General features: G+C 40.1%; 14 protein-coding genes, 1 pseudogene and 2 CRISPR repeat arrays. Of the genes and pseudogenes, 4 read left to right on the forward strand and 11 right to left on the reverse strand.

The window, feature by feature from the left end; translation table 11 throughout:
- Nucleotides 1–43 precede the first annotated feature (43 nt).
- Nucleotides 44–371: direct repeats of the CRISPR family, unit length 36 nt; unit sequence GTGATCAACGCCTTACGGCATCAAAGGTTTAATCAG.
- A gap of 272 nt (nucleotides 372–643) precedes the next feature.
- The 11 genes from cas2 to ACX27_RS05860 all read right to left on the reverse strand — a co-directional run bounded on the left by cas2 (nucleotide 644) and on the right by ACX27_RS05860 (nucleotide 12175).
- Nucleotides 644–937, reverse strand: coding sequence for a CRISPR-associated endonuclease Cas2 (gene cas2 / locus ACX27_RS05820; RefSeq protein WP_062289605.1), 294 nt, complete (start codon nucleotides 935–937; stop codon nucleotides 644–646).
- A gap of 9 nt (nucleotides 938–946) precedes the next feature.
- Nucleotides 947–2614 carry a type I-MYXAN CRISPR-associated endonuclease Cas4/Cas1 gene (locus ACX27_RS05825; protein WP_062289608.1) on the reverse strand — a complete coding sequence of 556 codons (1668 nt, stop codon included), beginning with the start codon at nucleotides 2612–2614 and terminating at the stop codon, nucleotides 947–949.
- Between the two features lie 73 nt (nucleotides 2615–2687).
- Nucleotides 2688–3383: a CRISPR-associated protein Cas5 gene (gene cas5, locus ACX27_RS05830; protein WP_062289611.1), complete on the reverse strand. Its 696-nt coding sequence runs from the start codon at nucleotides 3381–3383 to the stop codon at nucleotides 2688–2690.
- Nucleotides 3380–4270, reverse strand: a complete 891-nt coding sequence (cas7i, locus tag ACX27_RS05835) for a type I-B CRISPR-associated protein Cas7/Cst2/DevR (protein WP_062289614.1) — start codon at nucleotides 4268–4270, stop codon at nucleotides 3380–3382. Before cas7i ends, cas5 begins: the two co-directional genes overlap by 4 nt.
- A gap of 17 nt (nucleotides 4271–4287) precedes the next feature.
- Complete coding sequence (locus tag ACX27_RS32760; RefSeq protein WP_200929908.1) at nucleotides 4288–4668, reverse strand: hypothetical protein; 381 nt, start codon at nucleotides 4666–4668, stop codon at nucleotides 4288–4290.
- Nucleotides 4669–4696: 28 nt separating this feature from the next.
- Nucleotides 4697–5830 (reverse strand): type I-MYXAN CRISPR-associated Cas8a1/Cmx1, encoded by a 1134-nt coding sequence (gene cas8a1 / locus ACX27_RS05840; protein ID WP_200929909.1) that lies wholly within the window; start codon nucleotides 5828–5830, stop codon nucleotides 4697–4699.
- An 11-nt stretch (nucleotides 5831–5841) separates the two neighbouring features.
- Entirely contained in the window at nucleotides 5842–7260 is a 1419-nt protein-coding gene (cas3, locus tag ACX27_RS32765) for a CRISPR-associated helicase Cas3' (protein ID WP_200929910.1), read from the reverse strand.
- Nucleotides 7190–8200, reverse strand: a complete 1011-nt coding sequence (locus ACX27_RS32770) for a CRISPR-associated endonuclease Cas3'' (RefSeq protein WP_200929911.1) — start codon at nucleotides 8198–8200, stop codon at nucleotides 7190–7192. The genes cas3 and ACX27_RS32770 overlap by 71 nt, the downstream gene beginning before the upstream one ends.
- Entirely contained in the window at nucleotides 8190–8828 is a 639-nt protein-coding gene (cas6, locus tag ACX27_RS05850; protein WP_062289615.1) for a type I-MYXAN CRISPR-associated protein Cas6/Cmx6, read from the reverse strand. The genes ACX27_RS32770 and cas6 overlap by 11 nt, the downstream gene beginning before the upstream one ends.
- 10 nt (nucleotides 8829–8838) lie before the next feature.
- Entirely contained in the window at nucleotides 8839–9816 is a 978-nt protein-coding gene (locus ACX27_RS05855) for a helix-turn-helix transcriptional regulator (RefSeq protein ID WP_062289618.1), read from the reverse strand.
- A gap of 231 nt (nucleotides 9817–10047) precedes the next feature.
- Nucleotides 10048–11024: a CRISPR direct-repeat array (repeat unit 36 nt; unit sequence GTGATCAACGCCTAATGGCATCAAAGGTTTTGTCAG).
- A gap of 416 nt (nucleotides 11025–11440) precedes the next feature.
- On the reverse strand, nucleotides 11441–12175 hold the full coding sequence (locus tag ACX27_RS05860; RefSeq protein ID WP_062289621.1) for a phosphoadenylyl-sulfate reductase: 735 nt from the start codon (nucleotides 12173–12175) through the stop codon (nucleotides 11441–11443).
- A gap of 161 nt (nucleotides 12176–12336) precedes the next feature.
- Here ACX27_RS05860 and ACX27_RS05865 point away from each other — a divergent pair, with 161 nt between their 5' ends.
- The 4 genes and pseudogenes from ACX27_RS05865 to ACX27_RS05880 all read left to right on the forward strand — a co-directional run bounded on the left by ACX27_RS05865 (nucleotide 12337) and on the right by ACX27_RS05880 (nucleotide 15996).
- A complete protein-coding gene (locus tag ACX27_RS05865; protein ID WP_062289624.1) occupies nucleotides 12337–13173 on the forward strand; it encodes a class I SAM-dependent methyltransferase in 837 nt (278 codons plus the stop codon).
- 77 nt (nucleotides 13174–13250) lie between these two features.
- Nucleotides 13251–14172 (forward strand): annotated as a pseudogene (locus tag ACX27_RS05870) (ribonuclease D).
- A 225-nt stretch (nucleotides 14173–14397) separates the two neighbouring features.
- Nucleotides 14398–15240 carry a tetratricopeptide repeat protein gene (locus tag ACX27_RS05875; protein ID WP_062289627.1) on the forward strand — a complete coding sequence of 281 codons (843 nt, stop codon included), beginning with the start codon at nucleotides 14398–14400 and terminating at the stop codon, nucleotides 15238–15240.
- A gap of 177 nt (nucleotides 15241–15417) precedes the next feature.
- Nucleotides 15418–15996 carry a hypothetical protein gene (locus tag ACX27_RS05880; RefSeq protein ID WP_235526518.1) on the forward strand — a complete coding sequence of 193 codons (579 nt, stop codon included), beginning with the start codon at nucleotides 15418–15420 and terminating at the stop codon, nucleotides 15994–15996.
- Nucleotides 15997–16187 lie beyond the last annotated feature (191 nt).

Below are 16187 nucleotides of genomic sequence, written 5' to 3' on the forward strand. Positions count from 1 at the left end.
AATCAGTTTTTCACCATTGGTAAAAAACTACCCGTTCCTACCAGTGATCAACGCCTTACGGCATCAAAGGTTTAATCAGAGTGACCACCTTTAAAGGGAATCAATTTTATAATTATGTGATCAACGCCTTACGGCATCAAAGGTTTAATCAGAGTACCACCCTTTTAAAAGGGAATCAATTTTATAAATTATGTGATCAACGCCTTACGGCATCAAAGGTTTAATCAGCAGATCGACATCCCATTGGACGCGTCGACGATGTAAGTGATCAACGCCTTACGGCATCAAAGGTTTAATCAGGATTTGTTTAAGTTCTTTGTGAAGCTCAGTATTTTGTGATCAACGCCTTACGGCATCAAAGGTTTAATCAGAGCGATCGCTCAAACCCATGTCATCAGACCACTCAGTTGCTATTTTGCAAGCATCTAGGTTAAAAAGCAACAAAAGAAGTCAATTGCTTACCAAAAATTTAAGTTTCTAGTTTCTGCCTGAGCTTAGAACGCTTACCAGAACTAGGTTTTCACCTCACGAAAAAAAAATGCAAGCACCTCCTGTTAATCTAAAAAGGCTCAAAAGCAAGCCTAGTACGAGTTTTATCCTGATTGAGTTCTATTTTATATTCCACAGACTCAGATCCATGTTTTTAGACAATCCGGTAAGGTTCGTCTTGATTTGACCAAGCACCAGGACGATTGTAAGCCGGAATAGAATTAACGCACTGATTTGACAGCCGAATTAATAACAGACTGTCTTCTGGGGCTAAGATTTTCTCAAGTTCCCAACGCAACTTTTCGCGCGATCGCATGGTCAACCAAGAACGGAAAATAGAGTATTGCATCCTTTCGCCATATCCTTGGAGTAAGTTGTAAGCCTTGCGCCAACGTTTAGGATCGCGGATGTCGTAGCAAATCAGGTAGCAGTTTTGTGATTCACCCATTGCTACACCTCATCGCAAAATTAATTGACCAAACAAACCACCCTCACCAGACCATTCTTTTTCTAACAGTCGCACCTCTAACTCAAATAAACGGCGATACGTGAGGGAGTAACCAGTAACAGGATGTTTCCAGCTTTCTTGTTTGCGAGATTCGTATAACTCAACAAATTTACGTCGCCCTAGTTCGCTTAACCAAACCTGTTTTCCGCGAATTTCAAAATCTGCTTTGGCATCCCATTGACCCCGGTTAACCGCAGCCATCACAGTCATATCTACCAAAGGCACGCGAAAGATTTCTAGTAAATCTAATGCTAAGGGTGCAGCTTGCGATCGCGGCTGATGGTAAAAACCCAAAGCAGGTTCTAACCCAACTGTTAAAATTGCGTTCATCACATCTTTGAGTAGCAAAGCATAACCAAAACTCAGCATCGCATTGAATCGGTCTAGTGGTGGACGGCGATTTCTGCCAGCAAAATGTAATTCTTTGGGTACTTCTGGCGAAATCAAATCGGGTAAAGCACTGAAATATAAAGCAGCTAGATTTCCCTCATATCCTAAAAGCGACTCTAGAGATTTCGCTTGCGGAACTTGTTTGAGAACCGCTTTCATTTGTGCGATCGCTTTTTCTAATTTCTCTGTTTTAGCTTTACTCCTTGTACCTCGCATTAAGAATTTGCGTTGTCCCTGACCGCGACAAATTACGAGTTTACGGGCTAACTCTAGACAAGCATCAGGATTACTCAGTGCGGCATACTGACGAATACGGCGTTGAATGCTACCTTGTCGCGTGTCAAAACTACCAAGATAGCGACCACCCCCAGAAATAAAATGCACTCCTATTCCCTGTGCGGCACAAAAGTGTAGTGCTTGGGTAGAAATTTGCGAAAAACTATGCAACACTAGTTGTCCTATTTGACGCGCCGGAACTGTCTCAACAGGTTGATTGCGACGGGTAATTTTGATTTGTTCTCCAGTTCTGCCAACTGATGTGCCAGGTTCTAAAATGTGAATTACTTGCCGCTCGTCATCTTCAGGAAATAAGCGAATTGGTTGCCATTCTCGATTATGGGCAAGTCTCGCTTCTTCTGGCAAACAAACCGGAGCCAAGGAACAACGGGCGCACAATCGCTCATTATCAATTACAGGTGGTCGGTAAGTTGATTGTCTGAGAATCCTGGCTTGCTGAATTGCTTGTTTTACTTTTAAACGCCCTGCTTCATCCAGTAGTACATGAACAACTACATTATCGGCGTGATAGCGGATGCGACCTTCCTGAACAGTGATTCCATGCGCGGATTCTAACAAGTAAGCATAAGCGAGAATTTGTAGGCGATCGCTCTCCCAAGCCTGGGGCTGATTATTTTCATCGCGGTGAGCGCGACCGCGTTTGTGTTCGTAGGGAATTGTTTGGCCATCACGGGTACGAAGGGCATCAAGCCGACCACGTAAACCTAGTTCTTCGCTTTCGAGAAATAGTTCTTCCCATTCCTCATCTTCTTGTTTTTCCAGTTGGGTGTGAAGTCTGCGTCCGGCAAACACGGCTGCATCTTGGGTGTAAAGTTCCTCGACTTCTTCCAGATAAAACAGCCGAGGGCAATAGGCGAGAGCATGGAGGGCAGAAACGCGGATGGTAGAAACTTGTACTTCTGTTGCACGACTCAATTCTAATGCTTGCATATCGAGACTTAATCAATTTAACTAACAATAATTAAGCTACTAAAATGAATCGGCAAAAATACTTCCGCGTTGGCTATTTAGATGCTTTCGATTTGCTCAATTTCGTATTTGACTTGGAAACTGGTAACTTAATACTTACCCAACAGTCGGAGCAAAAATCACCAAAACTGAAACGCTGAAAAGTCCCTTGTCCTGTTGTGCGATTAATCCAAATTGGTAAACCAATTAAACCCCGTTTGTCTTTAACTAACCAACGGATAGTTCCGTCACTCTCACGATAACTTCTTACTCCATTAACTAATCCATTAGATTCTCCTAGAGATAAGCCCCCAAAGCGCGTGATTTGAGAAGGAGTAGAAAGTGCAATTGATATACGTTCTGTTAATTTTATTGATGCTGTTTCTTGATGAGAATTAACCTGCACTACAATTCTGACATTGGTTAATAATTCTTGATGATTTAGTTTAGAAAAATTGCTACTTGGATAGACACCTTCACCATATTTAGCAATTCGTTTTTTTGCTTCCTGTCCAATGGCAAATTTATGATGTCTTTGCTTGCGAACAATACGAGAAATGGCGGGGTCATCACCAATAATACCTAATGCTAGTTCTACGCCTAAATGAGTGGTGAGGTTTTCTTCTCCTACAAGGGATAGCAAAAAACCATAAATAGTTGAAGGCGGAGGATAAAGGTAAGTTTCTTTGTAATCTCTTGCAAAACTACGGGGGAAGCTAGTGCAAGGACACTCAATATAAAGTAGTGTCATAAAGAAGTAGCCTCTTTCTTTGTTTGTGCAAGACGTTGTTTAGCAATTTGAATTGCTTCTTTTACACCATCACAAACTTTGACGTTTGCCTGTTTAAGACTCTCAGCATAAGGTGTTTTACTAATTTTTCCACCCACAATTAATTCGCTAGGGTCGATATCTTTTGCATTAATCAGACAAATCAACTCAGAGCAACCAACTGTATCTCCTGAGCGTTGAAAACAATTCATAATCCAAGGGCTAGGGTCGTCAGTAAGGCGAATTACAATCGATTCTGGACGAAATTCATATAAAAAGCGAGAATGATTACCACCTACATGACGAATAGCAGAGATCGCATCTAGTACCAATGCTGCTCGTTCTTGTTTTTTCAAACTTTCGGGAGTGAGGGCGATCGTATATTGATAAGCTGTGCGGTGAACTTCGGTGCTGTGGATAGAAGTTTTACCTTTTTGCCCACCTGTTGAACCAAAAGCAATATCTCCCCAATATGGATCGAGACTGATAGCTCTACTGACTTCTAAGACTCCCCGACGCTTTTTTGTATCATTTTCGTTGTCAGCCCCCTTTTTGGCATCCATATAACCAAATAGGTCATCATCGATGTACTTCTGGGAATCAAAAGTTGCACCTTTTTTATCTTTTTCACCCTTGAGATTATATTTATCTTCATCAGGGTCAAATGTGCGATTAACTTCCGATTCCGTGACATTTTGCAAATACTCACGGAATGCCCAACGAATGGCTTCTGCGCTTACCGTGCTGTATTGGTCATTACCAAAAGTGATTTTTTGCAATGTAGATAAAGTACTACCGTCACCTTCTCCTCGGTTATTTGCTGCAATAGCAGTAGGTGTAACAATCGTTGCAAATAAATGCTTAGACATAGTTTCTATTTCCTGGATTACAAACTTTCTACGTATTCTTCTTCTGTCTCGGTTTCTACTTCTTCAGTAATATTTGTACTATCTGCATTCGTTATATCAGGTTTGTTATCTTGGCTTTTACCTTGATAGGTGGCGACTGCTAATAAAGACAAATCTCTTGCTTTTCGCCACTCAGATCCATGAAGCCAAGCATAGATTTCCTTTCCGATCCCTCCTGAAGCTTTGCTGCGAAATTGGCTGAGGAAATCTACTAATGCTTTGGCAAATTCTTGCTGGGTATTAGGACGCTGTAAGCGATAAATTATTTTATCTTTGCTGCTTTCAAACACATCAATACTCTCTTTGTCTGTAAGCTCTCGTTTTAATTTATCTTTACGAAACTGAAATTGGTTTCGCAAATAATTACTAAAAGCACCTTGCACTGCATTAAATAGTTTTTTTTTCGTGCATTTGTAAGAAACTTTCTGTCATCGAAACTAGTCCTTTGCGTTCATAGATATCATTCGCCTTACGAAATTCATAAAAACCTGAATACCAAGCACGTCTAGCAACAAGATTTTCTGCAATCCAAGGTAGTACTTTTGAGAGTGCTAACCAAGACTCACCTTTGTCATTAACTCGCATTTTTGCAGGAAATAAAACTATTGCACTTTGGTAAATTGCCAATATATTATCTGAGGCATGAATACGATATACAGCTTGCTTTAAGCCTGTTTGTTGCATATCCCAAGGTTGTTTACCAAGTTGATAAACCTCGCAGTAGTTAACTTTGTGCCGATTGAGGTTACTGATAGTTTGTTCTTCGAGTAATAGACGAAGTCCTGCTTCCCCGGCACTAGGTGAACGAAAATCCTTATAACTACGGCTTCCTTGCTGTTGACGACGTTTAATCCAGGCATTTAAATTCGTTACCTCTGGAATTACTAATGCATATTTTCTAGAAGACATCAAATAATAACTGCAAGCTAATGGCAAAAATAGCAAGGCAATAAATCCTGTTGGTGATTCTTGGTATTCACCATTAACAAAGCATTCAACTAAACCAGGTAAATGATGCCCTTTAACTTTAATTTCTGGTCGAAAGTTCCCCTGGTTGTTAAAGGCTTCGCTAATTCTCTTTAGGTCTGAGTAGTAACACCAATCAAGAATGGTGTAGCTTTCAAAGATCTCAGGTTTTTCTGGCTCTACAGTAAAAGCAAGAGTTTGGGTAATGTAGAATTTTTTCTTACCTTGTCTTGGTTTGTTCGGATCTTCTTTAAAACCCTTTTGTTTGCTATGTTGGAGAAAAGTGGAAAGTACACCTTGACTAAAAGCATAGCGTCCTTGTTGACTTAGTTTAAGCGATCGCACCATCAATAACCCATCTTGAATTTGATAAGTTTGCTGCATCAACCATTCCAGTGCTTCTTTATCGTTGCATTCCCAACTTAAATCAACAGTATCCTCGCTAATATCCCACTGAATCAAGGCATTTTCTTGATTAATATCGGATAATGCCAGTGCTAACCCTGCAATTCCCGTACGATGAGGAAGCAAGGTATTCGGATCGAACAATGACAATGTAAACTGCCTCAAATTTCTTCACCTCCTTGCAGTTTGTATGCTCCCAATTCCTCGGAGTAACCCCATTTATCAGCAGGTGCAATTAAATAACCTTTTTTGTGACGTTCCCATTTTTCTACCCCTTTAGTAAGTAATAATGGCACAGTGTAACGAGGAAGTAATTTTGCAGAGATTTTTTCAATTCTTGGTAAATCATCTTCTAGCAATGCTGTGATTGTATGACCAGCTTTTCTACAGGGTGCAGGGTACATTTGCCAGCTTCTAAATGTACTAAATAAAACAGTTTCTTTATCTGGGATTCCCTGAGTAGGGTTCTGTTCTAACCAAGTGGCTAAATCAGCTTGAGATACCTCATTATTAAAGGTTTCTATCATTTCTCTACCGCTTTTCAAGTTGTCTTTGCTATAAGGAAAACCTGTTTTTGTGTCAGGATAGAAAAAGGCATCTAGTGCTTGACCGCAGTATCGACGGTTCAATCTGCCAAGCCGTTGAATTAATCCGGGTGGATCAGCAATTTGGGAAACCAATAATGTAGCTGACAAATCAAGGGACATTTCCGCGACTTGTGTAGCGATCGCTAATACTGGCAATCCATATATGATATGAGATATAAAACTGATACACCACCATACATTGAGCTTTTCAATTTCTACAGTCTGTTTGTTTTGAATAGCGATGTACCACTTCAACCAAAAAGTGAGCGGAGCATCTGGCTTAAATGCATGAATGACTGATCGATGGTGTTTTACTCGGTCTTCATAACGATAGCGGCTGTGATAAAGCAGGGCATTAATTCCGCGAGATTTCGCTTCTTGATAAACCTCAATTGCTGTCCCTACTTGGTTACATACCCACAGCACTTTCCCCTGATTGATTAATTCTTGTTCTACCCTTTGCCAATCTGGAGTATCAACTAAATTAAATCGATATCGGGGTAATTCTTCCAACTCTTTGGGGCCAGGAATAATTTCTAGGGGTTCACCCACAGCTTTTTTAATTGCATCTAACTGCCAGGGTAAAAATGACGCAGACATCAATAAGATTGGAGCCTTAACAACTTCTAGAAACCGCAATAAACCACCAAATAAGCGTTCATCATAACAATGAACTTCATCAAATACAAAGGCAGCCTGAGCGATCGCCGGAAAGCAATATAGTGGTCGTCGATTACACTGTTGTAATCCCAAGACTGTATCAACGGTACAGATACTAACTTTTGTACCCCATGTTTGAAAGGATTCTAATTTTTTAGCAAGTTCATCTTCTTGATTATCTCCGGCTTCCGCTTCTTCTCCTGTTGTGGATAGTTCTAAATCAACGTCAGCGCGTGAGTGTAGCAGTACAGAGCTAATTTCGTCATGTACGTAATCTAAAAATCCTTCTGTACTTGTACCAGTAGTGGGATAGCAAAAAAAATAGCTTACCACCAACAGCGTATTGCTTTGCCCAGTTGTAAGCACCCAAGGTTTTACCAGTACCACACCCTGCACGCGCTAATGTAACTCGTTTGCTACTGTTACCTAAAGAAATCTGGAAATTAAGTAGCTCTTTTCCTTGTAAACATGAATCTATTACCTGTTGAATTTCTTCAATCTCAAGGGTTTTGCTAAGTTCTTGCTCAATCCAAGTCTGTATTTTTAAATTCGTTGGTGGTAGGGCAGAACCAATAGAGTCTCCAGCTACCAGCAAAGCTTTAACTACACTTGCAAAAACTGTGTCATGCTGCCAATCAAAAAATGCATCTAATACTTCATTTTGTAGAGTCTTAATGTCTGTAACTGTCCAGCAAGTTGGATGTTTGCGGGGTAGTTTCAACTCGCGCGGTAAGCCAAGGTTTTTGACACCATACTTCAATAACGCTTTGAAAGATTTTGAGTCAGTATATAAATAAATGCGATCGCTCCCACTCCCCGCTCTAATTTCACCGAGTTCTCCAGTATCGCCCTTTTTGACATTGCCACCAAATTTCAGATGATGTCCACCTGCTGCTGATAAAGCTGTAAAAAAGTCACCTTCGCATTGTTGTAACCATTCGCGGTATGAGTATGCTAAAAGCACGGAAACTATTTCATGCCGAATTAACTGCGGGCTTTCCAGTGGATTGCGATTTTTACGTACAACCATCTGGAAATGGTCATTTGCTTTGCCCCAATCATGTAAATAAGCCGCGAGTCTTGCTGTTGCCCGGAAATGAGATAAACTGCATTGCAAACCAAACTGGGAAATTAAGCGATCGCCCAACACATCAACTAATATTGTTACAGCCTCAACAACAGCTGCGGTATGACCAACTAGGGTATAAGTACCTCGCCAAGGTTTTGCTCGTGACTTTGCTAGTAGAAAGTCAGGTTCTAAATTAGGACGCATCTGACATCTCCCTAGTAGGATAAAACCAGCCACAACCGAAGTGCTTGCGTCCACCTATTCCATAACACTGAAGTTTTATCGAGTCTTGCTCGTTTAGCCCTTCAATGACAACTCCAAAGCCGACAATATGCTTACCCTTGATTTGCAAAGCACGTCTAGCCAAATCACCATTTGGGTTACTGTCAATAAATGCTTGAGCTTTAATTTCCAGTTTTTCTAAAGCCTTATTGCAAGATTCCAGAAAGTAAAATGGCAATTCTTGATGATGAATAGTGTCTAATTTAAACGTAACTAATCTAGCTTTGAGAGTTGCGCTAGCTTGAAGTAAGCATAATCTAGGTTGTATCAGGCGCACCAAATGACCCTGCACATCAAGTACTGTATTTTGCAACAGACGATACCACTGTTGCACCTGTTCGGCTGGACACCTCAGCCTTAATTTTGATGAGCGATTTAAGTAAATCATTCCATCTTTGGCTGGCACACCAGCTACACTACAAAGTAATATTTCTGGTGGTAAAGGTTTTTCATTTAAAACAGTCTTTTTCACGGCTGAATAAATAGAATAACCTTGGTCAGATGGTAATGTTTTACCTCTTAAATTAAATTGAATTTCCAAAAAATTCATAGTTAAATCCTTAAATTGTTTTTACAGCGTAATTATTACTCATCGCTTCGACTTCTTGCCGCACCAACTCCACCAACTCAGGCGGACTCTTTACAACTGCACCTTTGCCGTACCACATCACCCACCGCTTCAAGTCGTTAATGCCGCGTACACACATTTTCAAAGTCAGCGAACCATCGGAATGCTGCTCAATTTCCTGGGTATAATGCCAACGGCGTTCGCGGATATACGGTGCAGTTTTAGCATCAAACCAAATTTTCACGTCAAGCTGCTTATCTCCTACTTCATGCTGAAATACATTCCCGATGTACTCCTTGGCATTAAATTGAGGATCGGGAGTAAAGTATTCTTGTAATATTTCTAACTTTCTAATTCGGTCTACTCTGAACCAAAGAAACTTTTGGCGATTATGGCAGTAGCCGATTAAGTATAGATTAGTACCACGATAAACGTGTAATAGGTAAGGGTCAAGCTTGCGTTCAGAAATATCATCACGACTCGCAGTATAGTAGGTCATCATTACCCTTTTCCGTAAACTGCAAGCGTCTTCTATTTTGTGCCAAATATCCGGGTCTAAGTCAATTTCTGCACCAGCATTAAATAGAATATGTTCCTGCGCTAGTTGTTGAACATTTACCCAGATTGTTTCTGGCAGGCGTTCACTCAATCGTGCGATCGCACTCCGTAACTGTAAAGCATAAGGCGAACCAGCGTAGGCCTCTAGCATTCTGGCTCCCACAGTCAAGGCAAATAGTTCGCCTTTAGATAAAGGAATACTCGGCAATCGCCATTCTGATTCAGTATAGTGATGTCCTAATTTATGGCTATACTCCAAAGGAGCATGAAAGCGATCTTTTAAAAAAGCCAAATCATTACGAATTGTCCGTTCACTCACCTCTAACTCTTGAGCAAGACTAACAGTTGTTGGACGTTGCCTAGTTCTTAACAGAGAATCTAGTTGTAATAATCTTTCTAGATGACGAGACATAGTGATCGCCTCATTGATTTAACTCATCTTAGAAAGATTACCCGGCAAAATCGTTTCCGCCTTCAGAAGAAAATAAAAAAGATAAAAGTTAATATTGCATAACTGAATATTTTGACTTTTCCCTCAAAAAACTCCTAATTTCTTATACCTAGAATAGGTATCCTTGGTATAGCAAAGTGCTGAGTGCTGAGTGCTAAGTAGGAACTAAGTATTTTCACTCTCGGCAGTAAAGTGATCAACGCCTACAGGCATCAAAGGTTTTGTCAGGCTACACCAAATGTAGTGATGAAAATTGCGATCGCGTGATCAACGCCTAATGGTATCAAAGGTTTTGTCAGGAGCGGGTAGAACTTTCCCTGAATCTTTGTGTCTGTGTGATCAACGCCTTACGGCATCAAAGGTTTAGTCAGTATCCGATGTTTGTAGCGATCGCTGATTTGGCGATAGTGATCAACGCCTAATGGCATCAAAGGTTTTGTCAGGATTCCTGGTGAGTTGAAAGTAACAACTTCACCAGGTGATCAACGCCTAATGGCATCAAAGGTTTTGTCAGCTTCTACAAACGACTCACAGGCTAACTAGTTACGCACGTGATCAACGCCTAATGGCATCAAAGGTTTTGTCAGTGGAACCTACTGCATTAGTTCGAGTTGTTTGTGAATTGTGATCAACGCCTAATGGCATCAAAGGTTTTGTCAGCGCCTTATCACCTCTGCCTAAAATCGGGCAGGGGCTTTGTGATCAACGCCTAATGGCATCAAAGGTTTTGTCAGTCAAAAGACGAAGAAACAGACTGCCTTAAGCCTCTGGTGATCAACGCCTAATGGCATCAAAGGTTTTGTCAGTTAAATACTTCATTAATCTTACGCGCAACTCCATCGAGTGATCAACGCCTAATGGCATCAAAGGTTTTGTCAGACCAACACGGGCGTTAACTTCAACTGCCCCACCTTCGTGATCAACGCCTAATGGCATCAAAGGTTTTGTCAGAGAATCCAAAGTTACTTCTTGTAGCATCGGCATTAACAAGTGATCAACGCCTAATGGCATCAAAGGTTTTGTCAGTAAAGGCAAGTTGATTTCTTCCTCGGCTATTACTTCGTGATCAACGCCTAATGGCATCAAAGGTTTTGTCAGTATTGCTGTTGTTGCCTGCGAGGATCGCGCTTGGGGTGATCAACGCCTAATGGCATCAAAGGTTTTGTCAGAGCGATCGCGGAAATACATATCCTGCTTGCCCTGAGATTTGATATTACAAGCACCTATCACCCAGGAGCAATACATAAAACAAATTTTTACCTAAATCTAATTTTTTTGAACAGATGCTAATCTTGAAAGCCTTGTATCATCTCAATTTCAAGCTTCTAAAATAAAATGCAAGCACCTTCAAGTGATGTGAAAACCCTGGAAGTCAGTGCTGACAACAGTTATATAATTTTTTGCTGGGTTGTTGAAAGGCACAGTCGTAGATCCATGCAAAACTAATATAGTCAGTAACCAGGGTGTAGGGGTATAGGAGTGTATGTATCCAAAACCCTTACACCCTATACTTTTCACCGTTCGGCTGATGCTCACGGCGAAGCCCCTACACCCATTTTTCACAGATAATTTTGATGGGTAAGTCCTATTTTTGTAAGTTCCCTACATGCAGACCACACTCTTTAGCAGTAGATTCTTCCCACCACCAACGGCCTTCGCGTTCGTGCTGATTTGGAAGAACGGGTCTGGTGCAAGGTTCGCAACCAATACTAATAAAACCGCGTTCGTGTAATTTGTTGTAAGGTACATCTAAAGCGCGAATATATTCCCATACCTGTGCAGAAGACCAGTTAGCTAAGGGGTTGAACTTAATTAACTGATGGTCTTCTGTGGAAAATGCGGTATCAACTTCAATGACGGGAATATGATTGCGGGTGCTGGGACTTTGGTCTTTACGCTGTCCTGTCGCCCAAGCATCGAGAGTATTTAGCTTGCGACGCAGTGGTCTAACTTTGCGGATAGCACAGCATTCTTTGTGACCATCTTGATAAAAGCTGAACAATCCTTTTTCTTCTACCAAAGCTTGGACTTCTGCGGCATCAGGGAACATAACTTCTAGCTTAATGCCATAATGTTCTCTGACTTTATCTAACAACTGATATGTTTCTGGGTGCAAGCGCCCGGTATCGAGGGTAAAAACTCGGAAGTTTTTGGTGATTTTAGAAGCAATATCAATCAATACAACATCTTCAGCACCACTGAAAGAAATTGCCATGTTGTCAAAAGTGTCCAAGGCAAATTTGAGAATTTCTCTCGGTGATTTTTGGCTATATTCTGCTTCTAAAGCTGCAATATTTAAATCCGTATGGGCGGCTACCATGTTTGAATGTTCTCTTCTCTCTGAACTTGAATTTTACCAATTTTCAGATGCGGTTATACCAATTTTTGACCACAACTTACGGAAATCACTCCATGTATTGCGCTAAAACTGCAAAATGCGATCGCTGTTACACTGCAATTATCTCACTCTAGCCAGAGCCAATGACCGATCCACTCCCATTAAATGAATATAAGCAACAAATCGCCGACACCTATAGTCGCAGAAGTCCAACTTATGATCAAAGCGATTGGCATTTACAAATTGCTCATCGTTTGGTGGAATATGCACAACTGCATCCAGGAGATCAGGTATTAGATATTGCAACTGGTACGGCGATGGCTGCAATTGCGGCGGCTCAAGTTGTAGGCGCTGGTGGTAAGGTGATTGGTATAGATATTTCGCCGGGAATGCTGGAACAAGCAAGACGCAAGGTGGAAGAATTAGGACTAACAAATATTGAATTTCTATTAGCAGATGCAGAATCACTCAACTTTCCAGTTAACAGTTTTGACTGCATCTTATGTTCTTCGGCATTAATTTGGATGGAAAATGTTGCAGGTGCATTACAGCATTGGCATCAATTTTTAAAACCTGGAGGTTTAATTGGGTTTCATGCCTTTGCAGATACATCTTTTATTGGTGTTGTTGTTGTGCAGAAAATCGTGGAAAAGTACGGTATTTCACTTCATTTCAGTAAGCCTACAAGTACAGCAGCTAAGTGCCATGATTTGCTAAAAATATCCGGTTATGACTGCATTGAAATCAAATCTGAGCAATACATTAGCTATGTCAGTTTAGAACAAGCAAAACAGATGTGGTCAGGTAATGAGTATCTAGCACCGGGTCAATTTCCGAATCCTTTATTGCAGTTATCAACTGAACAAATAGAGGCAGTTAAATCTGAATTTGAATTAGAATTATCTGCATTAGAAACTGAAAAAGGCATTAGGAATGATATCACTGTATTTTTTACTTTTGGACGTAAACCAGTAAATTAAAATTTACTATTGGTAAATATTTTATAATTTAATGAAAGTATTATATACCGCAGTATACCTATTAATAAATTATTACAATGCCTTATTTAACTGCTGCTAGTGCAATTCGTAACCTGATTACTGAATATACGCGATCGCCAACTTTGTGGATAGATACAGAAGTAGCTGATTATAATAGCCGGAATCCTAGATTATCCCTGATTCAAGTGTTAGATGATCCTGATGATATGAGTGGCGATCGCGTTTTTCTGTTGGATGTATTAAATCAAGATGAATTGGTAGCTGATTTTATTCAGCAAGTAATGTTAAATCCGAATATTGAAAAAGTATTTCATAATTCCAGTTATGATGTGAAATTCCTCGGTAATAAAAAAGCTAAAAATATTACTTGTACCTTAGAAATAGCGAAAAAAAATTCCTTATTATCTGTTACCAGTACCAAATTATCAACTCAAAACACTTGCAACTGTTTTGTGTAACTTTCACTATATTGATAAACAAGCACAAAGTAGCGACTGGGGCAGAAGACCTTTATCGGAAGAACAAATAGACTACGCTTATCTTGACTGCATTTATCTTGCTCAAGTGCATAAACATTTGTTAGAATTACAAGCAGAAGGTAATCCTAATCCAGATACAGAAGATTTAATAGCTCTGAATGCTAGATATACCCAAATAGAAGAACAATGGAAGCTATTAAACTCTGAATATGAACATTTACAAGAGCGCATTAAAAAAGCTATGCAGGCTCAAAATGTATCAGAAACATCTGCTTTTAAGTTGACAGCTTATGAACGCAAAACCGTAAAAGCCCAATTCTTAGAATTGGCAAGACTGGTACAAACTCAAGGATTAAATTTAGATTTTCCGATTACCTTGACTCAAAAGCTGCAAAAAGATTTAGGGGAAAATTTAGAACAATTATCTGTAGAAATAGATACATCTAATGCTTTGCGGCTAACTCCGAAAACTCAAGAAACTAATAGTGAAGATGAGTAGCAAGAGTGATTAATTGGAATGCAATTTTTATTAAGAAATAAAAAAGAAAGTATAATTTTTTACAGTTAAATTACAAGCTAAAACACAAAAAGTTGATAAACTTCCCGGTTAAGGCAAGAGTTAACCGTTATTAAACCTAGGGAATATCAGTTAAGTGTAAAATTCCAGAACTAAGAAAATTGGGTGCTAATTAAATCTAGGTGGAATGGTGGTTGAAAGCAACTTATGAAGCTGCGGTTATGGGAGCAAAAGCGGGTGAAGGAAAAACAAGCATTGGCTATGGTTGTGCTGACTGTGTTGAGTGCAATTACCCTTGTCTCTTGCAATCGAGATAAGAATGTTTTGGTGACAGAAATCGGCTTCAATCCTCCTAGCCGCCGTACTATTAAAACTTCACAAGCTGGGGCGCTGTATCTTCAAGGACAAAATCAGCACCTCAAAGGCGACTTACAAGCAGCGATCGCATCTTATACTAAAGCCATCAACCTCAACCCTGACTATAGTGCAGCTTATAAGGGGCGGGGACTGGCTTATTTTGATACAGGAGACAAACAAAAAGCCATTGATGATTATAATGAAGCCTTGCGCCTGTCTCCCAACGATGCCGAAGCTTATAACAGTCGGGGAAACGCCCGCGCTTCCTTGGGAGATAATCGAGGTGCGATCGCAGATTATACCCAAGCCGTTAAACTCTCACCCAACTATGCCGAAGCTTATAATAACCGCGCCAATGCCCGTGCAGCCATCGGTGAGAGAGATGGTTCACTAGAAGATTACGACCAAGCAATTATTCTCAATCCGCGTTATGCGATTGCTTACAATAACCGGGGTAACGCTAGGGCTGCTCAAGGAGATAAACAAGGAGCCATAGCCGACTACAACGAAGCTATACGCCTAAATCCCAACTTTGCACCAGCTTATAACAATCGCGGGAACGCCCGCGCCGCCCAAGGTGACAAACAAGGCGCAATGAAAGATTTAGAACAAGCCGCCACCATTTTGCAACGTCAAGGTAATAACGACTTGTATCAACAAGTCATGAATAATATGCAGGAACTTGGACAGTAGTTTTTGATCCCCCTAAATCTAAATCCCCCTTTCCAAGCTGTTCATGATCAACATCTTTCCTATATCTTTACCATTTCTAAATTATTCTGGCTATAACAGAGTCAATCATCCTTGTGCTAATCATATCGATGAAATTTCCTCGATTTCTCAAGATTGTTGTCCCAATTTTTTTTAGTTGTGATTTGTCTAATTCTGTGGGTTAAATTACAAGCGCCAGATGATCGACGCGCTCAGATTTGCCGTAATGCTAAACCTCTCACTGAAGTCAAAGTTAATGATTATGATGAACTAGGAATTTATTGGCATAGTGGCACATTTACTAGACAAGTTTCTCTTGATGGTAAAAGAAACATTAAAGTCATTATTTTTCCTAAAGGGCTGTCTCCAAAAACATGGACAAAAATAGATTCATCATCGATTCAGTATCTAGGAAAAGGTGGTGATGATAGTTGGAAAGAATGGTTACGTCCCGACTACTTTTATTTGCTGGAAGTTCCTGCACAAACAACAGCCTTAGCTTTTGGAAGACTTTGTTATCGCAATGGCGATGCTGAAGTTGAGTCAATCAACAAGCTGACAAGCACTTCTCTAGGAAAGATAGTTATTAATGACAAAATTTATCTTTCTCATTTATATCCATTCCCCAAAATTACTGCATCAACTGTGATTGTGAATACAGGTAGTAATCAGCTTGATACTCTTGGTACTCAAACAGAGGTATATTTCACAAGAGAAAATATTCAACTTGTAAACTAGGTTATCCAGAACTGAGGCATCAATATTATCTAGCGATTTGCTATGATCAGTCAACGAGTTAGAGAAGTTGCTTGTTTTTTTAATTGGTCAATGACGACAAAACGAATATCACGTTTTTCAGAAATTAGCTTAATGTCTGGCTGTTGAAGATTTAAAAAATCTAATCCTTGCTCTTTGCCGCTAATTAAGAA

The sequence above is a fragment of the Nostoc piscinale CENA21 genome (assembly GCF_001298445.1).
GTDB classification, from domain to species: Bacteria; Cyanobacteriota; Cyanobacteriia; order Cyanobacteriales; family Nostocaceae; genus Nostoc_B; species Nostoc_B piscinale_A.